This is a genomic window from Paenibacillus sp. ACRRY, assembly GCF_022346995.1.
Taxonomy (GTDB): Bacteria; Bacillota; Bacilli; order Paenibacillales; family Paenibacillaceae; genus Paenibacillus.
Genome location: NZ_JAKRNM010000004.1, coordinates 172,426 through 194,639, shown reverse-complemented (window position 1 = coordinate 194,639; position 22,214 = coordinate 172,426). Strand labels below are relative to the sequence as shown.

Annotated in this window: 12 protein-coding genes; 5 read left to right on the top strand and 7 right to left on the bottom strand. The window is 48.2% G+C overall.

Features of this window, described 5'->3' with window-relative positions:
* Positions 1 to 42 precede the first annotated feature (42 nt).
* A complete protein-coding gene (locus tag MH144_RS16885) occupies positions 43 to 2,766 on the bottom strand; it encodes an S-layer homology domain-containing protein (RefSeq protein ID WP_239302415.1) in 2,724 nt (907 codons plus the stop codon).
* A 461-nt stretch (positions 2,767 to 3,227) separates the two neighbouring features.
* Here MH144_RS16885 and MH144_RS16880 point away from each other — a divergent pair, with 461 nt between their 5' ends.
* The 4 genes from MH144_RS16880 to MH144_RS16865 all read left to right on the top strand — a co-directional run bounded on the left by MH144_RS16880 (position 3,228) and on the right by MH144_RS16865 (position 5,325).
* Positions 3,228 to 3,446, top strand: coding sequence for a hypothetical protein (locus MH144_RS16880; protein ID WP_239302410.1), 219 nt, complete (start codon positions 3,228 to 3,230; stop codon positions 3,444 to 3,446).
* A gap of 29 nt (positions 3,447 to 3,475) precedes the next feature.
* Positions 3,476 to 3,991: a hypothetical protein gene (locus MH144_RS16875; RefSeq protein ID WP_239302408.1), complete on the top strand. Its 516-nt coding sequence runs from the start codon at positions 3,476 to 3,478 to the stop codon at positions 3,989 to 3,991.
* The gene (locus MH144_RS16870) at positions 3,988 to 4,395 is read left to right on the top strand and encodes a hypothetical protein (protein WP_239302406.1); all 408 of its coding nucleotides are present in this window, start codon (positions 3,988 to 3,990) and stop codon (positions 4,393 to 4,395) included. The genes MH144_RS16875 and MH144_RS16870 overlap by 4 nt, the downstream gene beginning before the upstream one ends.
* Before the next feature lie 141 nt (positions 4,396 to 4,536).
* Positions 4,537 to 5,325 carry a formate/nitrite transporter family protein gene (locus MH144_RS16865; RefSeq protein WP_095288637.1) on the top strand — a complete coding sequence of 263 codons (789 nt, stop codon included), beginning with the start codon at positions 4,537 to 4,539 and terminating at the stop codon, positions 5,323 to 5,325.
* A 195-nt stretch (positions 5,326 to 5,520) separates the two neighbouring features.
* On the opposite strand, the gene MH144_RS16860 is transcribed toward MH144_RS16865, so the two are convergent.
* From MH144_RS16860 to MH144_RS16835, 6 genes are all read right to left on the bottom strand, one after another.
* Positions 5,521 to 7,113, bottom strand: a complete 1,593-nt coding sequence (locus tag MH144_RS16860) for a glycoside hydrolase family 30 protein (RefSeq protein WP_239302404.1) — start codon at positions 7,111 to 7,113, stop codon at positions 5,521 to 5,523.
* Positions 7,114 to 7,132: 19 nt separating this feature from the next.
* Positions 7,133 to 9,844, bottom strand: a complete 2,712-nt coding sequence (locus MH144_RS16855) for a beta-glucosidase (protein ID WP_239302402.1) — start codon at positions 9,842 to 9,844, stop codon at positions 7,133 to 7,135.
* 642 nt (positions 9,845 to 10,486) lie between these two features.
* Positions 10,487 to 15,457 (bottom strand): DUF4132 domain-containing protein, encoded by a 4,971-nt coding sequence (locus tag MH144_RS16850; RefSeq protein WP_239302396.1) that lies wholly within the window; start codon positions 15,455 to 15,457, stop codon positions 10,487 to 10,489.
* Between the two features lie 22 nt (positions 15,458 to 15,479).
* Positions 15,480 to 15,899, bottom strand: a complete 420-nt coding sequence (locus MH144_RS16845; RefSeq protein WP_239302395.1) for a hypothetical protein — start codon at positions 15,897 to 15,899, stop codon at positions 15,480 to 15,482.
* 274 nt (positions 15,900 to 16,173) lie between these two features.
* Complete coding sequence (gene nasC, locus MH144_RS16840; protein ID WP_239302393.1) at positions 16,174 to 18,306, bottom strand: assimilatory nitrate reductase catalytic subunit NasC; 2,133 nt, start codon at positions 18,304 to 18,306, stop codon at positions 16,174 to 16,176.
* Positions 18,307 to 18,338: 32 nt separating this feature from the next.
* Complete coding sequence (locus tag MH144_RS16835; protein ID WP_239302391.1) at positions 18,339 to 20,522, bottom strand: FAD-dependent oxidoreductase; 2,184 nt, start codon at positions 20,520 to 20,522, stop codon at positions 18,339 to 18,341.
* A 429-nt stretch (positions 20,523 to 20,951) separates the two neighbouring features.
* On the opposite strand from MH144_RS16835, the gene MH144_RS16830 reads away from it, so the two are divergent.
* Positions 20,952 to 22,181, top strand: a complete 1,230-nt coding sequence (locus MH144_RS16830; protein WP_239302723.1) for a nitrate/nitrite transporter — start codon at positions 20,952 to 20,954, stop codon at positions 22,179 to 22,181.
* The last annotated feature ends 33 nt before the right edge of the window (positions 22,182 to 22,214 follow it).

Below are 22,214 nucleotides of genomic sequence, written 5' to 3'. Positions count from 1 at the left end.
CATCATGTTTCCCCTTCTGTATCTGTTATAAAACGAATGAAGTTAAGGATTAATTAGAGGATCAAATTTTCCCAAGTTGCCATAATTGTTTTCTCCGAGATTGTTCCATTCAGATGGTTCATAAGAAACCTTGTCACCTTGAATGGTATCCCATTTCCTTGTCAAAGATTGAGCCGGTACAATAACTGCCTTATCCATGACTTCCCCTTTATAATATAGAGTAAGCGTTACTGGTTCTGTATTTTCATCCAAATCTAAAGTCAAGTAATAGTACTCTTCCTCTGTAAAATCACTAAACTCTTCTGCGAGAACTAACGTACCTGTGGAGAGAATAATGGTACCCGAGTCTAGCGTAATCGGGGTATCTGAGTCGCTCCGAACAATCGTAATATCCCCTCCATTAAGTGATTTGGATGTCGGATTGTACAGCTCAATAGCTTGATTAAAATTCTCGCCCCAGACCAACTCGGAAATAAACAGTCCCTTTCCTGCATCAGGATCTTGAACATCTACAGCAAATGTTGTCACCGTCTCCTCACCATCCGGATCAGAAGCCTTGACGGTAATTGTAGCTGAACCTACAGCGTCCTTAAAGGTAAGTGTTAACATGTCTTCCTGCACCATCGCTTCTGCTACATTAGGGTCCGAAGATTCTGCTGTGTACGTCAGAGTGTCTCCATCTGCATCTTCGAATACTCCGGCCAGATTGACTGTATCGCTAACCTTTCCCAGCGTTACATTCATTTTAGTAATCTGTCTTGCTACTGTGGGCTTATGATTAACAGCGTTGGGTGCTTTGACCATGACATTAAACTTGCTCTCCACTTCCCCACCATTACTATCCTTGGCAGTTACCGTAATTTCAGCAATACCAGGAGAGTGGGTGTTCAACGTCAGCATACTGCCTGTAATATCAGCATCCGCAACTTGCTGATTCGAAGAGGTTGCAACGAAGGTCAGTACATCTCCGTCGGGGTCAGAGAAAATGGTCTTCAAGTCTGTTGGACCATTTGCAGCCCCCAATTCAACTTCAACCGCTTGCAATGCTTCAATCACTTCGGGAGCATGGTTTACTGGCGGTTGAGGCAAAATGATTGGCGGGATTACAATCGGTGGTATCGGTGGAATGAAGATAGGTTGGACGACATAGAGAAATGATGTTACCTCACTTCCTCCCTTTCCGTCTTCAGCTTTCACCGTTACCTTTGTATTCCCTATGGAAATGGGCTGTATTTTTAATTTGGAACCCTGAATTTCGCCAGAAGCGATCCTTTGATCCAATTCTGAAATTTCATAACTCAGTTCATCCTCGTCCACATCCGTAAATACAGTGCTCAGATCAATCTCTTGTGCACCTTCTCCCAAAAAAACGGTCTTGTTGGGAATAATCGCTTGAACAATCGGTTGATGATTTACAGGAGACGGTGGCACAACAACTGGCAGTTCTGGCTCTGGTTCTGGTGTTGGTTCTGGTGTTGGTTCTGGCGTTGGTTCTGGCGTTGGTTCTGGCGTCGGGTTCGGTGTTGGTGTTGATGGTCCAGATGAACCTGAGCCCGAACTTGAATTACTTGTTCCCGCAGAAGCAGATGATGTCGTCGTCGAAGGCGTATTGCGAATGATCTGAGATAATGCTCCACCCTCCGCAAGGATCACTTTCTCTGTTTTCACACTGGTAGGCAATTGAATGACGGATTTCGCACTTTTCAGTACAACCTGTCTCCACGTCCCACTTCCCTGAACAATAATTTTATCGGTGGTATCAACCGTCACTTCATCAATATCACTTTCGATAGTTAGTGTACTTGACCCGGATTTCAAAATAACTTTGGATAATGTATCGGCTTTCAAAATGACATGGTCTGCAGAGACTGAAATTGCACCCTGATAGGATGTATCTTTTAGATTCAATGTAATGGGCTTAGCGGCCGTACCCGGCTGTGTAATCTGAATGCCCGACAAGGAGGACAGATTGCGTGTTCTTGCATCATAGGTAATTACGGCATCCTGTAATGCTTTCTTGTTTCCTTCATTCAAAATGCTTTGCAGTTCCTTTCCGATTACAAAAGCACGCCCATCTATATAAGCAATATCTCCGTCCAATTCGGTTAAGGACGCCGTTCGCTCCCCTGTCCGGAACACATCCACCAGAATTGCTGCAATATCTTGACGTTCAACCAAAGCTTTAGATTCAAATTTCCCCTCACTCGATTCCAATAATCCAAGCTTCAGAGCCGTTTGTACCTGTTCTTTGGCCCAACCACTCACCAAGGACTCATCCGAGATCGGTTGTGGCTGACCTCCCTTAACTTCTTGCGTACCCGTAACTCTTACCAATATGGAAGCAAGCTCTTCTCGGCGAATCGGATCATTTGCGTGGAAATTTCCTGAGGCATCCCCGGTCATCCAGCCTGCTTTACGTATAGCCTCTATATAAGGAGATGCCCAGTCCTTGTTTTTAAGGCCAGTAGCCGACTGTTCCTCAAGAGGTAACTTAGACGCTTTGGCCAGCAATACAGCCATTTCTCTCCGGGTTAAATACTGACGTGGATGAAATGATCCATCCGGATAGCCAGAGATTAACCCTTGCTTCACTGCCTCTTGTACGGCTTGCAGGGAAGTTGAACGAATATCAACTTCGTCTATAAAAACCGATGATATCGGGTTAACGCCTCCTGTTTGCTCTTCTGCTGCACTAACGCTTTGATTCCCCCACAGCATGCCAATTACAGTGACAGTAAGCAGCAGCTTTTTCCAGTCCTGATTCATAGTCCGTTCCTCCCAAAAATACTTCGTTTCGGCCCATATTCTAGCAAGGGACTCTGAACCAATTCTGAACAAAATGATTAACATATTATCCATTAAAAAGGAGGCTATTAATGTTTATCTCAGGGACGATTCATATAACATGGATTCAACTCAACACATGCAATATAGCTTGAAATTCGAAATGAAATAAATATAAATATGTAACGAAAAAACACAAAAAAAATATCTATCCATATAATATGTATACATTTGAAAATCACTTTGTGTTCTTTCAGAAAATACCGTATCTCTGTCTTGGAATTCGTTATAATGTAGATAACTATTGGGGAGATTTGTAAGTTAATGCAATGCTCCACTAGGAAGCTGAAGGCGGATTTTGGAAAACGAAGTTGTACGCAGAAATTAATCTGTGTAAATCTAGTTAAGTAACTAATCATATGAATTATTCAGGAGGTTTTGATATGTCTGACCATGCTCAATTGGTAGAACGGGTTCGCAAGCTGATGAATGCCGAAGGAACCGAAGCGGAACTGGATAACATGCTGACTGAGCTGCAGCAGCAGCTGCCTTATGCGGAGATCAGTAATCTGATTTTCTGGGATGATCGGGACCTGACCCCCGAACAGATTGTGGAAGAAGCACTGACTGCTCGACCCATTCAGCTCCCTCCCCAATCCTAGCTTCTCATTCAGGAGGTGAATGATCTACTATGTCTGATCTGAATTACAATAACTTTGAACAGCCAGATTTTGACGCACTCAGTGGAGAAGAAAAGTTACAGGCTCTTCGTAATCTGACCGAGCTAACGGATAACCATCTCACGCAGCGAGTTCTCGCTATCGGCATGAATTCTCAAGAAGAAGATCTGGTGCGCATTGAAGCCTGGCGTGCCCTTGGTTTGGCAGGCTTCTCTGAACTTATAAATGAAGTCCTGCATGCTGCTGCGCAGCTTGTTCGTGATCTGGGCGAAGATGAGGATGTACAAAACTACGCTTTGCAGACTCTGGCCCTATTGCCCATCACCGAAGACGAGATTCAACTGGCTCTTGAGGTTTTGCAGGGGAATGCCTACATCCTGGTCAAGGGAGCTGCCTTTGCTGTTCTTGCTGCACATCAACACGTTTCTGGTGCGAGGTCGGCGCTAGAGTCACTTCAATCTGATCCCGATTTCGGCTCTTCTGCGAAGCGGGTACTACAATCAAACCAAGGAAGTGATAACCCATGAACAAACAAGACCCTTCTTCCCCTGAACATGAAGCTTATGAAAAACCGGATCAGTCCAATGCAGCATCGGGAGAACATGCCGTGAAGCCTGTCTACCTGACCCAGGGTGAGATCAATGCCTTGCAGAAGGCGATCATGTTCCTGAAGTTTGAATGTGAAGAAACCGACTCACTGCTCTACGCAGGCAGTCCTCTGCTGAACAGTGTGCTGGAAAAGGTTCGGGATGCGCATGCCTTTGCAGAGTACACCAAAGACTTTCACTCCCGTCCCAATGAATATGCCGAACGTTTTATGAGAGCCAAACTGGAGCGCTCCTACGCAGAAGAATTGGCCCCGCGTGAACGAACAGAGGAACAACTAGCTGAAATTCTAGGCGCCTGCATGTACCCTTTTCCAGTGAAATAGCATTCATTCTGTCTGGGTATCTGCATGATTGGATATTGAATGTTTAACTGAACTGCTGCTGTGGTAGTTTAAACTCATACCACACTTCTTCCAAATTTTCGTTATAATGTAAGCATTACACCGAGAAACAGGAGGCGAATTATGGAAACCGAAGGTTTACGCAATGTTGAACAGCTAGCCTTGAAGAAGCACAAGATTTACAAACAGAGTTTAATCAGGTACCTCTCACGTTCCATGTTAGCGAGTATGTTTATTGGATTTGGTGTGATCGTGGCATTTAAGACAGGTAACTTCTTTTATATGGAGCAGTCCCCATTTACATACCCCATGGCAGCACTTACGTTTGGAGCGGCTATTATTCTGATTGCGTATGGCGGGGGTGACCTGTTTACCGGAAATACGTTTTATTACACGTACGCTGCACTCAGGAAGAAGCTGCGCTGGCTCGAAGTCGTGAAGTTGTGGATTGCCAGTTACAGCGGGAACCTGATGGGCGCGGCCGTCTTTGCTCTATTAATCTATCTGACGGGATTATTCGATTCATCTCAGGTCAATGGATTTCTGCTAAGTGTGGTAGAGCACAAGATGGAAGCACCGGCGATGCAGCTCTTTTTCCGGGGAATTCTATGTAACTGGCTCGTGTGCCTGGCGTTCTTCGTGCCGATGTTCATGAAAGAGAACGGCGCCAAAATGTTCGCCATGATGCTGTTTGTCTTCTGTTTTTTCATCTCGGGATATGAGCACAGCGTAGCCAATATGTGTACGTTCGCCATTGCGCTGGTGCTGAATCATCCAGGGACGATCTCGTTTGGCGGGGTCATTCATAACCTCGTTCCGGTAACCCTCGGCAATCTGGTGGGGGGCGTACTGCTGATGGGCTTCATGTATTATGCGGTGAACAAACCCTTTCTCGATGATGAGACTCACTAATGTATGAAAAATCCCCCGCGACCATTCATCTCAAGATGTGGTTACGGGGGATTTCTATTTCAATTCCAAATGTGCTTCCCACACTTCCATGCCTGACAGAGCTTCACTCACCACACTTTTATAGAAGACAATATCCTCTTCGGCCAGAAATGTATGCGTAGCCCGTACCTGCTTATTGCTGAAAAAGAACCCAACTCAGCTTTTCGAGGTGTCCTCCGGCTTCCAGCGAAACGTGACAGCGGATTGAGACGGAAGTGTGTATTGAAACGATTCTCCCTCCATGACGACACGGAAAACAACATCTTCGTTACCTGTGTTAGCTGCAACCAGTACCATGGTTCCATCCGGGTTGCGGAAGGCGACATTCTTCAATTCGTCCCGTTCCTCCGTAGATTCCACTCTTACAGCTCCTGCACGAACATAACGACTGAGATGTGCAAGCGCGTAATATTCCACATTGCGTATCACTTCACCCGTTTCCGGATCAATGGTCACTACCCCTCGGCAATTCGTACAGCCTCCATTGGTTGGTCCGCCTTGCGGATCCAGTGCAATATTCCAGAGCAGTACGCTTTGAGCCCAGTTTCGCGGAGCGTCAATCATTAGATTGGACATCTGCCAACCTAAATTTTCACCAAAATCAGGACTCCAATCTCCCCCGCTGCACTCGGTAAAATAGATATGTTTATCCGGGAAGCGATCATGCACTTCCGTCATGGAGGACGGGTCTCCTTTATAACAATGGAATGCAGAACCATCAATATATGATGCAGCCTCCTCATCCCCAAGCACTCTGCCCGTGTATTCCACCGCCTGATCCCAGTTATGGTCATACGTAATGATTCGTGTATCCAGTCCGGCATCCTGCATAGCAGGCCCAAGGTAATCCCGAATAAACATGGCCTGTTCTTCGGCCCCCATACTCATGCTCGGATAATTAGCCGTAGTGAACTCCGGTTCATTTTGCAAGGTCATTCCATAGATCGGTATCCCCTGTGCCTGATAAGCCTGGATGTATTTTACGAAATAACGAGCATATGCTTCATACACTTGAGGATTGTTGTAATCGAGATACCAGCCATTCGTTGTCTTCTCGCCATATTTCATCCAGGCCGGGGCGGTCCAGGGTGTGCCCAACACCTTGATGTCCGGTTTCAGCACAGCGACCTGTCTCAGCATATCTACCACTTCCTGATCTTTGTCGATCGAGAAGTGATCCATATTATAATCCGTGCCGGACTCGATATCATTGTACGTATAACTTGATGGTTCACCCGATGCATCCACCGAGTAATCAGAAGCACCAATCGTGTGACGCACCATATCCAGGTTCAATCCTTCGCTTGTAAACAATTCCTTAAGTAATCGTTCCCGCTGTTCCTGCGGAAGCTGATCGAGTAAATAGGTGGCCGAGCCTGTCATGGCAGCACCAAATCCATCCATCGTTTGATACGTTTGGGATGGATCAATGATGATAGTTTGATCTGTTTCGGAATGGTTCGCTTCCGTTGTCGTTTTTGTCCAGTGAATTGGCTGCTGCGGTTCCAATAGATGCTGCTGATCTCCGGTTGTCAGCCATGCTTCAGCTGGTGCTGGGCTCTTCCCTATAGATGGTGGCGGGATAGCATCTTCTTCACTGCCGTCTACCATCCACCATGCACAGAAACCAGCTACAACACATACCGCGAGCAGCAAGAGCATCCATCTTGTTTTCTTCTCTCTCCACCGTGCGTTCATCTCGTTCACCCCACTCTCCAAGTGTGGAAAGAGCCGCGGCCATTCGGCCACGACTCTTCGCTTCTTCCTTTTATTTACCGGATGGACTTCCGATATTCACGCTGCCTGTCAGACGGATATCATCTGATGCACTGCCGACATAAACAGATACTTTACCCTTAGGCATTACCCACTCATGCGACTTTTCATCCCAATAGGACAGTGCGCTGCGATCCAGTTTGATTTTAACGCGCTGCTGTTTGCCTGCCTTCAGATCAACTTTAGCCCAGCCAGCAAGTTGTTTTTCCGGTGTTTCCACACTCGTTGGCAGATTGCCTACATAGACTTGTACAACTTCTGCACCAGAAACTTTACCGGTGTTCCGTAGGTTCAGGGACACTTCTACGGTAGCATCGTCCCCTTTACCTGTATTTTTTACATGCAGGTTGCGGTAGTCAAAGTCGGTATAAGACAACCCGTGTCCAAATGCGAACGCTGGTGTCATGCCTTCTTTGTCATACCCTTTATAGCCTACAAAGATGCCTTCAGAGTATGTGCCCACGCCATTCACACCCGGGAATTGTTCCGCGGTGGAGATTGGCGTTTGCGAATCGTCCGATGGGAACGTCACTGGCAATTTACCAGAAGGGTTCACATCACCAAACAGAACGCGAGCTACCGCGTTACCTTGTTCCTGACCTGCATACCAGGCTTGAACAATGGATGGAACTTCTTTTTGCCAGGAATCCATTTCCACAGCACGACCGCTCATTTGAACAACAATCGTCTTCGGATTCGCTGCTGCAACCTTACGGATTAATTGCTCCTGGTTGTTCGGCAGTTCCAGATCGGAACGGTCCACATAACCTTCGCTGTCATACGTACGTGTCACGACAACAGCAACATCGGATTTTTTGGCCAGTTCAACTGCTTTTTGCATTTTGGCATCCACGGCATCTTCAGGTGCTTCCCAGCCGAAACGCATTTGGGCACCCATGTCATGGCTCGACTGTACCGGGAAATCGGTACGGTATTCAATCTTAATGTTGTGGGATTCGCCTTCTTTTAACGTAATTGCTTTCTTCGTTGTGCTCAGCGTTTCACCTTGATTTTCTACGAGCAGCTGATCATCCACATACAATTTCGCAGATCCCAGGCTGGTCAGAGACAATTTGTAATCACCCGTTTTGGGTGCTGTAATGGAACCTGTCCAACGCGCGGACATTTTACTGTTGAATTTCGTAGGTGTAACCGGAAGCTTGGATGACTGGGCGTTGAACCCTTCATAGTTATAAAATCCAAGGTTCATGTTGACCTGATTGTCTGTACGAACCAGTGAAGGGTCACCTTCCATGTTCGTGTTGGTCCAGTATTCGGCACGAAGGCCATATTCCGCTTTGTCCGTACCATAATTTTGCTCGCTCTTCTCGGCATCTGCCGGGGACAAGAGGGTGGATGGTACTGCGGAAGGACCGTTAAATGCATCCCCGGCGGAGATAGGGTCCGTTCCGGCTGCATATTTCACTTCCACGCCATTGCCTGCACGGTTACGAATCCCTTCAAGTGGACTTACCGTATATGTCGGGTTAACGAGGCTGCTGCCTCCACCTGCCGCAGAAGCCGTATCTGCATCCGGTCCAATAACTGCAATGGAATTCAGTTCTTTCTTCGAAAGTGGCAACACGTCATTGTTATTTTGCAACAGCACCATGCTCTGCTCAGCAATTTCCCGTGCCTGCTTACCGTCTGCCTTCGCATTAATTTGTGTATTGGTTACAGGGTTGTCGAACAGCCCTTTCTCGAACATTTGGAGCAAAATGCGGCGAACCTTCTCATCAATGGTCTGCTCGCTGACTTCACCTTTTTTCACGGCTTCCAGCAGCTGTGTTCCCCATTTGCCATAAGGCTCCCCTGGTGTCTCCAGATCCAGACCCGCGTTAGCTGATTTGGCTGTACTGAAATTGGCACCGTAGTCACTCATGATGAACCCTTCGAAGCCAAACTGATCCTTGAGCAGATCGGTCAGCATCTCCTTGTTCTCGCAAGCATATGTACCGTTCACCTGGTTAAATGAACACATGGCGGAACCGAGATCCGCTTTTTCAACCATAGCCTGGAATGGACGTGCATAGACTTCCTGGATGGCACGCTCGCTGGCTGTTGCATTCGTTGTGAAACGCTCCGTTTCCTGATTGTTCAGGATGTAGTGCTTCGCCGTTGCAATCACCGGGTTGCTCTGAATTCCGTTGACATACGCTGCACCCATGCCGGAAGCCAGCAACGGATCCTCACCCAGGGATTCGAAGTTGCGTGATCCCCATGGTGTACGTGCAATGTCCAGACCAGGACCAAGAACAACGTTATGTGTTGTATCATGGGCTTCCTGTCCGATCAGATCACCATATTGTTTGGCAAGATCGGTATCCCAGGATGCAGCCAATGCGATCGGCGCAGGCAGTGCCGTGGACTTTTTGTCCTGCACATCCGGATTGGCAACACGTACCCCTGCTGGTCCATCCGCCATCTGTAGTGCCGGAATACCAAGCCGCTCCAATCCATCATTATAGAAACCATAATAGTTATTTACTTTACCGGTAACGAATCCGACTTTCTCCTCCAGCGTCATCGCCTTGAGCAGTAGCTCGGTGCGTTCCTTCGCAGATAAGGATTTGTTCATCCAAGGGCGATCTGCCCCGGAATCCGCCTCTGCGGCAAAGGCGTGTAGCGGCATCGCCGCAAACGCTACGATGATTAACAGCATAAACCATCGTTTGAGGAAAATCAGGTTGAGTCTTCTGTTCATGTTTGTAAGCTCTCCTTCTCTCTTGATCATTTTTCTTGCACACATTGCTTGAATACATGTATACAAGGGAATGCAAACTGGCTTGTCCCAGCCCTTCAAGCATTCAGGCAGCCCTGCACATCGCTACGAAAAGTGCGGCTCGACAAGCGAGCGAGCAATTTCGCTTTCTTACGATAGCCGACCTGCAAACCAATTGCATCCCCTTAAATATGGAAATGGAGCCGAAAGGAGTGAATTAGTTCTTAGGTATGATGTCGATTATAATTCAGATAACATCGTATGAAAACGAGTTAATTACATTTTTGTAACTTAAATCATACAAAAAATTTACTTTTAAAAACAGTCGTTATGTCCCACTTTTGATTTAACAATTAATTCAATTAATTATCAGATTAAGGAATTTCAACTGAACACCTGGGCCCAAAGTCTATTTGAAAACGGATGCAATGAACTCCTTCGTTCCACATGGAAAATAAAAAGCAACCGAAGTCCCTTTTAACAGGTACTCCGGCTGCTATTTCTTCATTACTCACTTCTAATCGTGTCGCATTTCTCCAGTCGAACTCACTTAAATCTTACATGCATTCTTACTAACCGTGTCACCTGTCTTAGCCTAATCTTGCCTGCCATTTCGAGCTATTACTAACTCTTCAGCTGTGCCAGGATTTGTGGATCCTTGATCTTCTTATCTTCTGCAAGTAGCATGATTTTGGAAAGAATCTCAGCTGTTCTTGGATCTTCGTCTAGGAATGGCAGGAAGATTCTCCCCCGATGCTGACTATGCACAGGTACGATATATAGCGCACCCGTTGCCTGTTTAAACACATTGCCACTGCCGAGATGAACGGCATATTCGCCGAGTTCACCTTCGATCCGTGCATAATTGCCATCCAGTCGTACATTGTCTATCTTGAGTAGACGCAGTGATTCATTCACGATAACATGGCGCATTTCAATGGTTGTCAGACTGGCTTCCGGATCTACCCCGCCCACATGTGCAACACTGACCACCAGATCAACATCACGCATGACCTCCGAGAAGAACACCATCGGTACATCTTTCAAAGCTACAGGCTTATACGTTTTGCGGTCATAAAATTGTACTGTCTCCAGCGTAGGTGCTTCCGTATCTGCCGGAGAGAACCAGTCTGCCATGGCATACAGATTGGCAATGAGGTTATGCTCATAGCTGACTTTCTGCAAGCCTTCTTCATAACTGACGGTCCACTGGCGACCCTTGAGCAGGGCGACCGTCTTCTTCGGTTGGATCTGATACCCGGCATACCGGCGGGAGACGGTTCCATTCGCAAGCTCATCCTCATTTGGAAGGTACAGCTCACGGAAGACCTGTTTGAACGGCTGACGTTCCTGACGGGTGAACAGATCCCGCTGGAATTCGCTCCATGTCCCGCTGCGGAACAATTGCAGTGGATGTGCAATCACCAGTGGATCTTGCTCCTGCAATGCATGTGTGGTACCTTGTTCGCCAGGTACAATCAGGCAGGCAGATTCCGCATCGAAATACCCCAAACGGTCACCTGACTGGAACACCAACGTGCGAATCAGTGGACGAATGACCGGATTTTGCATCAAACTGGCCACTTCCTGGACGGTAAAGGCAGTTTCTGCCGTCATGGAACGCTCCAGCTCCTGTTTTGCCCGTCGATACTGCTGGACCAGATCCCCTTTTAATTCCTTCAACTCCGTAATGTATCTGTCTTTCTTGAATCGTGCAGGTACCGATTTTAATGTCTTCCCTTTACTTACAAGAACCAACTCGGACTGACCATCCTCATCAATGACCAATTGTGCTGTCGTTGTCTCATCCAGGGCCTTCGGTTCAAAGTAGGATTTCATCTCATCCAGCTTGCTCGCTTCCATGTTCCAGATCAGCCGGGTGACATCCGTATACCCTGCATTGCGGGCAAGGTTGCCAAGAGCAATCTGCGCAGCGGCACCTTCACTGGCGCGACGCTGGGCTCCGAATTGCTTGCTCTCCAGCAGGAATTTCTGAATGAAATCATAACGTTCTCGCAGATCCTGTTCCTGCTCCGCCTGGAATGGAATTAAACTGTATGTGAGCAGATGGTCTTTATTACGCTTCTCCTGTACAGATTGACGCATGTCTTCCAGACGAAGCTTCCCTAGAGCTGCATCCGCGAACAACTGGGATCTGCGGTGGTTAGCTCCACCGGAAATATATTTGGCACAATCATATAACAGATTGAACCGTTCCTCGCCGACAGCTGCATAAGCCTCTTCGAACCAGGCAATATCAAATGCCCCATCGTTGAACTCCTGCGGCGATATCGGTGAATAGTGAGCGACGATGGTTTCCTTTTCAGCTGTAAAACGTTCGTTAATGTGGGCATGGAAGTACCACGCCGCACTGCGAAGTCCTTCCCATCCCAGATGCTTCGATACAATCTCCATCCACTGCGGTGCGTACATGGCCGCTTCCAACAGCTTTTTCTCTTGGATCGGATACTGCTCAAGCCATTGCCCCAGGAGCTTCTCATTCTCACCCTCACGTGGATGGCAGACTTGAATCAGATAACTGAACGTCTCCTTACGTGTTGTATGTTCTCCGTAGCTGTAAATATAGCCCCGTACAAATGTATCCTTATCCATGGCTGAGACCAGATGCACCCAATGTTCCATGCCTTCAATTCGTTCAAACTTCATGGCCAGTGTGCTAACTTCCGTGGAAAGTTCGCCTCGCGTCAGTTCAATCTCCAGAATTCGTTCAACGACGGTATTCCGCAGCTCTATCAGTTCCGGATCATCCATGATGCCTTCGGTGCGTGTCGATGTCAGCTCACGAATGAATGCAAAACGATCCCCACCTGTCAGCAACTGACGATACATAGTCTGATCATCAATCAAACGCAATTTGAATGCCCGCACGTAATCTTCGAATGATAACAGGGAGAAACGCTGTGTATTTCCCACAAGGTTGATGAACTGATAAGCCGTTTGGAAAAATCTTTGGAAACTGGCATCATCATATATTCGGCTTCTTACCAGGTAGTTCCACCGTTCCGTCAGGATATGAAGCATGCCAGCTTCCTTCTCCAGTTGATCGTCCGGCATACTGGCGATAATGGAGGCCCATGTCTTCTCCGCGATCTCAAATGTATCTGCAGGGTTACTGTCCCTGAACGCTGCTGCTATCAATTCAGCAACCTGATCCTTATAGGTCAGCGAAGCCGCCATCTGTTTCATTTCTTCCATATAGGAAAGAGGATAGGTCTGTTCGGCAAAAGACTTGCGCCAGCCTTCCAATAATGGGATTTTGCTTAATTCGTTATAATCATATTGGTCGTGATAATAGCTGTAATGTTCATTTAAGTTGCCGCTCAATGTGCTGAATTGCAGAATGAAATAAAGCTGCATGAGTTCCTTGCTGTTCAGATCACTGTGTGCAACGTACGCCTCCCAAACGTCGTGGAGAGGGTATTGTTCCATCTGTTTCATGTTATTTCTTTCCGCATAGGAGACCATGGAGCGCAGGCTCGCTCCAATCAAGAGCGTCTCTCGATATCCCGCATAATACTCCACTTCATACTCATGATCCCTGTGTTGTTGAACCAGAGCATCTAATCCTTCCATAAACGGTTTGGCCTTCTCCAGCGAAAGCGTGAAGATCTCCTTGGGATTGAAATCACCAAAATCACGCTTCTCCTGCAGCAATGGGTCCACCCGGGATGGGTCGAACAATCCAAAACCATTCGAAGAGGTATACCGGCTGCCCTCCTCCGTCAACTTATCCAGCAGCTTCTGCTCCTTCGCGGTAGGCTTCTGGATCAATCCGGCTAACGGCTGTAATTGCTCGTGCTGATCAGCACGTTCCGGATCCGCCGAAATTTCGGTCAACAGCTCAAGTGCGCCAAGACGCTGCAATTCATTCTTCGCCTTCAGCAAGCGTTCCAGTGACACAGCTAGTTGATCTACAGGTTGCAGCAAAAGAACCTGAATGACCTTCTGCCGTAGTGAACCGGTCTTAAGTTTGAGCAAGGCCTCCATCTGTTTCATCTCGTCAATAGTCAGCTCAAGCTTCCTTACTTTGATTAGGGCAATCTCCCGGTTACTCATGCTTTTGTCTGACAGGCTCTCAAACATAAACTGTCTTTGCACCTCTTTTTCGGGCTGCCGAACGAACTGGGATAACAGCTCGCCTCGAAGTTCCGGGCTCAGCATGTCCTTGATTGCAATGACTTCTCCGATCCATTCGGGGTCCATATCATACGCAGCCAGATAGAGCATTTTTTTGATCACATCATTCCGTTCAATCCGGTAATGGACATATTCAAGAACGCCAGATGGCCCACCTTCCCCTCCCTGGGGAATTCGTTCGAGTAGCTGCTTCAACTGATCGAAGTCCTGACGCCGGGTTGCCTTGTCTTCAAAGACAGGCAGGGGCGAAATGTGAATGCTGCGCAGATTCTCTCCATTCTCGAAGTGCCAGTTATGCATGTACATGGCATCATAGTTTTGAATAATCCAGTGCATTAGCTCCAGATCCTGTACATCCAAATAGCGACGGGCAATACTTAGCCGCAGATCACGATTCTGACTGTTCGCAAGCACATATTGAGCAACAATCTTCTGATACAGTTGGCCTTGATCCATAATACGGATCAATTTGTCATTAAGATGGTCCTCTTCAATAACAGCCGTCGCCCACAGACTGATAAATATCTTATTGGCATTTGAATCCTGCTCCCACTCTTCACGAACAGCTGCATCGGTCAATGCTTCATAGGCTTGCTCAATCAACTGTGATGTAACGCGCGAATTGGCCGCTTCAATTCCGAGACCTGTCCATACGGCTAACGCTCTAACCACTGAACTGAAACGAATGAGATTGTGATCGATGATTACTTTTAATATGTATATAAATGCTTCAATGGTTCCTTCATCCATCCGTTCGACGATACTTTGGCGCAGCCCTTCCTGCAGCCTTGCTGCCACAAGCAGCTCACCAACCATATGGTACGCCTCTGTCTGGTCACTCATGAATATACCTTTGATCATCTCGCCAGTAAGTAGCGCTGACTGATTGTCTCCATATATGATCTCATGTAATGCCCGCTTCATATCTCCGTTGTCATGGTCCAGTTCATATGCAATGCAATCCGGAAGCACGGATCGAACCTCAAACAAATGATCAAACTTATATTCACGAACCGATACATACTCGTCCAGGGAGAATTGGCGAATCTCCATGCGAAGCAATGCGATGAGTTTGCGAATTACCTGTCCCAAATGGTGCTCAGGATTGGCAGTTCGATAGGGACGGCGTTCGTACATGACACTGTATGGAAAATTAGTGGCGCGGTCAGCAATGTAACGGAATCGTTCCACCACCCATTCATTTGTCAGCTGCTCAAGCACGTTCAGCAGGGGCTCGAATAAGGGCTTTCCCGTTTCAGCAGCCTGCTTTTGAAGAAAATCCTCTGTATTCAGATATACTTCTTCATCTCCGCGCAAATACGTGGAACCAGCCATCTCCACCACATATCCTGCAAGCTCCGGCCAAGTCCCCTTCAATGACTCTGCCTTCTCTTGCAGACCGTTGATATACACCTGTTCATTATCTTTCTGATTCATCCAATCTCCTCCTTATCATTTATTACCACAAGCGGCCGGCAAGCATGGTAAACCGGATAAACACCAATTCGTCATCTTCCTGTAACTCCAGTGGCGCCTCCAGTTCGGACAATTCTTCATCATTGAGGAACACTTTGTATAGTCCATCTTCATAAGCCATCATAGCCGTTTGGACCGCATGCTCCAGGTCTTGAATCTCCTCATTGTACACTTCACCAAAACCGACTTTTCCCGTTGATCCCTTACGTTGAATCTCCTCAGGCATAAGATAGGTGAGTAACGCTGCACTGTTTCTCTTCTCCTGAAGAGCGTTCACCTGCACGTGTACCATATGTTTGATTAGCTCTCTTAACGTTCCGGTTGTTTCCGGAAGTTCTGTAGCTTGCTTGGCAAGTGCAGGCTTGCGTTTGCCCAGGCTTTTGACCGTGACCCATACGTTCACAACGCCCCCTCCCTTCTTCTATATGAACTGACTAATTACGTCTCGCCAGTCTAGTACAAAACTAAAAATACGTACACATGTACCCCTTATTAGCATCATAACCAATATTTCCGCCACAATCATGGGCCAATCCTCACGTTTACCTGAAACCTGCGAACTAGTGCACCCCAACGTACTTACGCAAAAAAAGCCGGGTTGTTCCAATAACCTTGGAACTCCCAGCCACATCAGTATTCAATCAGATCTGATTTGTGTTATGAGAACATCTTGGGATTCATCTGGCCAATCGCATAGGGCGAATCGTTACAGCAGCCGTTTTGAAGCCTGGCATACGGCAATAGGGGTCCAGATCGGGCCTTGTCGCCCGATTGACGTTCTGAATGCCGCCCCAATGCATCGGTACAAACAGCGTGTCTTCGCGAATATGTTCCTTAATACGGGCACGTACCGTGAAGCTCCCATGCACAGATTGAATCTCAACCCACTCTCCATCCATAATTCGATTACGCGCAGCTGTACCCGGATGAAGTTCAACAAAATTCTCCAGTTCACGGGCTTCCAGTGTTGGGCTCCGATGGGTTTGTACGCCCGTCAGATAGTGAGGAAGTACGCGGCCATTAGTCAGAATCAGAGGGAATTCCCGCGAGACATCCTGCCAACCAGCACTTAATTCACTTGTAAATGCAGCCCTGCCGTCCTCATGGGCAAACCGCTCACTGAACAGCAGCCCTTCACCTTCATCCTCCAGAGAAACGCAGGGCCAATAGATGCCTTTCTCCCTCCGCAGACGTTCGTAGGTCATTCCGTAGTAATCTGCAACCCCGCCCCGGCTGGCCAGTCTGAGTTCATTGAAGATATCCTCGGCACATTCATATTGAAAATAAGCAGCTTTGCCGAGTTCGCTGGCAATGGAGCATAGAATATCCCAATCGTGCCGAGTCCCTCCCGGTGCCGGTCTGCCCTGTTCCCTTAACAGCACCCGGCCTTCCAGATTGGTCAACGTACCTTCGTTCTCCAGATAAGTCGTGACCGGAAGCACCACATCAGCCATCTTCGCTGTCTCGGACAGAAACATATCTGCCACGACCAGAAAATCCAGCTTGCGGAGGCCTTCTTCTACCAAACGCACATTGGGATTGGATACAACCGGGTTGGAGCCCATCACAAGCAAGCCACGGATCTCCTGATCGTGCACCCGCTCCATCATTTCGTAGGCAGATACACCTTTTCCCGGCAAGGTTTCAGGCGCAACTCCCCAGACGGATGCTACATGTGCGCGGTCCTGTGCATTTTCTATGGAACGATATCCCGGCAGCTGATCGGCCTTCTGCCCATGCTCTCTTCCGCCCTGTCCGTTTCCCTGTCCAGTGATCGCACCATAACCACAACCTGGTCTGCCGATTTTCCCAGTCGCCAGTACCAAGTTAAGAAAATGACGGACCGCAAGATGTCCATCCGTTTGCTGTTCCACTCCGCGCGCAGTCATGATCATGCCTGTCTCCGCCTGACCATAGACCATTGCGGCCTGTCGAATCAGGTCCAAGTCCACCCCGCATTGTACTGCGGATTCTTCCAGGTCTATCTCGCTCAGTGCATTCTGCAGACTCTCATAACCTTGGGTTCTTGCATCAATAAAATGCTCGTTTACAAGCCCAGCTTCCATAATAATCTTCAGCATGATGTTCGCAAGCAGTGCATCCATACCCGGCTTGATCTGCAAATGAAGGTCGGCAATGGCTGCAGTAGCTGTCCTGCGCGGATCAATAACGATGATATACGCCCCGTTCTCCTTCGCCTGGTTGAAATAAGGCAGCAGGGTGGGCTGGCACTCTGCAACGTTGGTCCCTGCAAGTACAATGCACTCAGCCCGCGGGATGTCAGACAAGCGGAATGTCAGCCCCCGGTCCATGCCAAACACCTTACTTCCTGCAGAGGCAGCGGCAGACATACAGAAGCGTCCGTTATAATCAATATATCGTGTCCCTAAGGCAACCCTTGCGAATTTCCCTAGCAAATAGGCTGTTTCATTGGTGAGGGAACCCCCTCCATATACACCGATTACATCTGCACCGTATTGATTCTGAAGACTGGTAAAACGTCCTGCGATGTATTCAGTGACTTCAGGCCATGAAGAAGGTATTAGCTCACCATCCCGACGGATGAGGGGCTGCAGAAGCCGCTGTCCACTCAGTGCATGCTGATGTGCATTCATGCCTTTGACACACAATCTTCCCTGTGAAGCTTCATTCGGCACTCCTTCAACGGTGTACGTGGCACGGCGCTCACCAGCAATGGGCTCTGCAACTTCCTCGACGGTCATTTTGCACTGTACGCTGCAATACGGGCATTGTGTCTCCCGTACATGCAGTTTTGATAGAGACGAACTGTGTTCAGTTGATATCTTCATTCCCATCTTCACTCCCTTCCCTATCTTTTCGATCAATTAAGCGTCAATTCGCTTACTGTTCTGCCCGCCAGCTCGTTCTGGAATTGTTGATCCAGCAGATTTTCGCGGATCGATATGAACCCCAATCGCTCTACCCATGCCCAGAGGGGTTCATCGTACCAGGCGGTTCGGCGATACCACTCCAGGCATGCCGAGATCAGCCGCACGGCATCTTTTTCCGTCTCGCCAAGTCCGAGAAGTCCCCCTTCTTTTACCGGATGGGCTGCATGACCACCTGCGTAAATTTCCCAACCAGCGGGAGATTCCTGCAAACCAATATCCTGCACGATCGGGCTTACCCATGAGCTTGCTCCACCCGATAGCGCCACCTTCACGGGAGCAGGCATATCTGCATGGACCCACCTGAATTGAAGGTCCTCTGCCATGGCTTCGAACTTTAGATCGCCTGCATGGACCTCGATACCCACAACCGTATTCCGCAGGATATCATTCCGGTTTCCAGCCCAATCAGGCTGCTGCACACTTATCCACTTTCCGGTTATTTTCAAATAGTAACGAAGTGCAGATTGGCAGATATCGCAGCCTTCTTCTATTTTCCAGTCCAGCTGCCGCATGATTCTTCTCATTCCATCTCCCTCTTGAATTCCATCCAGATGGTGATGGTCTGCTGAAGCTGCAAGCTCAGAGGGATAACCATCCCACAACAGATTGAGCGCTTCTTTCAGTGAGGCATGGCCCAGATCCGTACAACTGCAAACGGGCCATTCTGCCGTTTTTGCCGCAGGTGCTGTTTCACTTGCACTACCGCCGTTTTTCTGGAGATACAGGGTGTGCTTCACCAGTGCCGTAACCATTGGACGACATCCGCCGCAGGAACCGGAGGCTCTGGTATGCTCCTTAACCTGTTCAGCAGTCTCCAGCCCCTTATCCTGTATGGCCCTCATGATCATCACCTTGCTCACATTGTTACAGGCGCACACCGTCTCCTGATCAGGCAGTGCTGCTGCCGCCTTCTCGGCTGGATTCGTCCCTTCCTCGCGCGGAGCAAGCTCCTCGATGCCAGCCCCACGCTGAACAAGTCCCAATAGGCTGGCACTCTCCGTCGTATCCCCGAACAGGATCGCTCCACTTACATGCCCTTCCTTCATCAATACTTTCTTATACGTACCACGAATACCATCGAGCATCTGTATAGCCGTCCGCATTTCGTCTCCGCTAATGTTTCCGGCCGAGAACACGTCAACGCCAGAGACCTTCAGTTGGGAATAGGGAATTGAACCCTTATACTCTGTTGTCTCCTGCCCACATAAAAAACGTGCGAGTACCTTACCCTGCTCATATAAGGGGGCTACCAGACCATAACTGATGCCCCGATGTTCGGCACATTCACCGACAGCATACACATCAGGTACGCTGGTACGCATATAATCGTCGACCACAATCGCCCGTTGGGTCTTGATTCCGCTTCGCCTGGCCACTTCAACATTGGGGCGAATGCCCACGGCCACAACGACAACCTGCGCTTCAAGCTTCGTTCCATCTGTAAATTGAAGCCCCTGAGCCTGGGACCGACCCATAATTTTTTGTGTGTTTTTGTTTAATAGAAAAGACATGCCCTGAGCTTCCAGCTCATGCTGAAGCATGGTCGCTGCCTGCAGATCCAACTGCCGATTCATAATATAAGGGGCGTTGTGTACCACAACGGCTTCCATTCCCAAATGCAGCAGTCCGCGGGCGGCTTCAAGCCCAAGCAATCCGCCACCAATAACGGCCGCCTTACGATGTACTTTGGAATACGCGGACATACGTGTGCAGTCATCTATGGTGCGGAAAGACATCACCCTCTCTTTATCCACACCAGGAATGGGCGGAATAAACGGAGCAGACCCTGTCGCAAGGATTAGAATATCGTAGGACTCCCTCATTCCGGATAACGTTTCAATCGTTTTGGACGGAGTATCAATCTTGTGGACTGTCTCTCCCGCACACAGCCGGATGCCATGATCCTCATACCAGCTCCAGTCGTTAATGATAATGTCCTGCAGATCGTGTTCACCCTGCAGCACTTTGGATAACATGATCCGATTATAGTTGGGACGTGGTTCACTTCCGTAGATGACAATCTCATATGTATCCGGAGATATGGCTATAATCTCTTCCACACACCTAACACCTGCCATCCCGTTTCCGACTACGACCAGTCTCTTTTTGCTCATGGGCTGCCCCCTGTCTCTGTTACATGCTGAGTTAGAAATAAACAGAAAAATCCCTTCTCCATGGATCGGAAAAGGGCACCGTTGCCTCCGGAAATCACACGCCATTGTGTGATTTCATATTAGATTCAGATTACGGCAAACCATGTTATATGTCAACAAAATTAACACACAATTCTAGATTAACATTCAAAATGATTTATTTTAAAATTTAATGTTATTTTTATTGACATATATAAATTCTCTTTTTATAATTTGAATCAAAATCACGTGCTGTGATCAAATCAGGTGCAGGAACACAATGACGTGTCCTGCCTGCCGGCAATGAGGCCGCAAATCGTTCATCATCTGGACGAATTGCGGCCTTTTTCTGCCTGAACTGCACAGAGACAGGATATGATTATTCAATTGGATAAGGAGCGATGCTGAATGGTGGAGAGCAAAAGTTTTTGGAAGAGCGGGCATAAGCCCAGCCTTTTCGGGGCATTTCTGTATTTTGATATCAGTTTTATGATTTGGGGCATGCTTGGCCCCCTCGCGGTTGTTATTGCCATGGATTACCCGATGACCCCCCTGGAAAAAGCCAATCTGGTGGCACTGCCCATTCTGGGCGGCTCCATTCTTAGACTTGTCCTAGGCTTTATGTCCGATTATATCGGTCCAAAGCTCACGGCTCAGATCGGCATGGGCGTCACGCTCATCCCTCTATTGCTGGGCTGGCTGTGGGTAGACTCACTAAGCCAGCTGTATGTTGTTGCCCTCCTGCTTGGCGTTGCAGGTGCCTCATTTGCCGCTGCCCTTCCACTCGCAGGACAATGGTATCCCAAGGAGCATCAGGGACTTGCCATGGGGATTGCCGGAGCAGGGAATAGCGGTACTGTACTCGCTACTCTGTTTGCCAACCGACTCGCTACTCATTTTGGCAGCTGGGAAGTCGTTTTCGGACTCGCCATCATTCCAATCGTGGTCGTTTTCATCCTTTTCTCCATCTTCGCCCGTAACAGTCCCAACCGGCCAGCACCGAAAAAGCTGTCTGAGTACGGTACCTTGCTGAAACAAAGGGATGCCTGGGTATTCTGTGCATTTTATTGTGTTACCTTTGGCGGTTTCGTGGGATTGTGTAACTATCTGACCATCTTCTTCAACACCCAATATGGCTTGTCTCCTGTCCGAGCCGCTGATATCACAACCTTTTGCGTTATTGCCGGAAGCTTCTTCCGACCAGTTGGGGGTTACTTGGCAGACAAAATCGGTGGTACGCGGATGCTGACATTTCTATACACAGGCGCCTGTGTCATGCTTGTAGGGGTATCCTTCCTTCCTCCACTTCCTGTTGTCGTCGTCATGTTATTCCTGGGCATGATGTGCCTTGGTGCTGGTAATGGTTCCGTGTTCCAGTTGGTTCCACAACGATTCGGCAATGAAATCGGCCTGATGACAGGCATTGTCGGCGCGGCAGGAGGTTTGGGCGGATATGCACTCCCGCTGATTCTCGGTCAACTGTACAGTTCCTATCAGTCCTATACGCCGGGATTCGTCATCCTTAGTCTGATCGCAGCCGCATCCATGCTGCTCGTACTGGTAATGCAGTCCAAATGGCGCGGCCAATGGCTGAAGAAATCTTTTAGCAGCAAAACGGAATCAACATCCCTCTCTTCATAAAGAATACAGATGACCAGCAGCTTCTGAAAAAGA

Coding starts and splice junctions, on each gene's coding strand:
- MH144_RS16850 (WP_239302396.1), bottom strand. CDS start 15,457: ATGAATCAGAAAGATAATGAACAGGTGTATATCAACGGTCTGCAAGAG.
- MH144_RS16870 (WP_239302406.1), top strand. CDS start 3,988: ATGAACAAACAAGACCCTTCTTCCCCTGAACATGAAGCTTATGAAAAA.
- MH144_RS16855 (WP_239302402.1), bottom strand. CDS start 9,844: ATGAACAGAAGACTCAACCTGATTTTCCTCAAACGATGGTTTATGCTG.
- MH144_RS16875 (WP_239302408.1), top strand. CDS start 3,476: ATGTCTGATCTGAATTACAATAACTTTGAACAGCCAGATTTTGACGCA.
- MH144_RS16880 (WP_239302410.1), top strand. CDS start 3,228: ATGTCTGACCATGCTCAATTGGTAGAACGGGTTCGCAAGCTGATGAAT.
- MH144_RS16865 (WP_095288637.1), top strand. CDS start 4,537: ATGGAAACCGAAGGTTTACGCAATGTTGAACAGCTAGCCTTGAAGAAG.
- MH144_RS16835 (WP_239302391.1), bottom strand. CDS start 20,522: ATGAGCAAAAAGAGACTGGTCGTAGTCGGAAACGGGATGGCAGGTGTT.
- nasC (WP_239302393.1), bottom strand. CDS start 18,306: ATGAAGATATCAACTGAACACAGTTCGTCTCTATCAAAACTGCATGTA.
- MH144_RS16885 (WP_239302415.1), bottom strand. CDS start 2,766: ATGAATCAGGACTGGAAAAAGCTGCTGCTTACTGTCACTGTAATTGGC.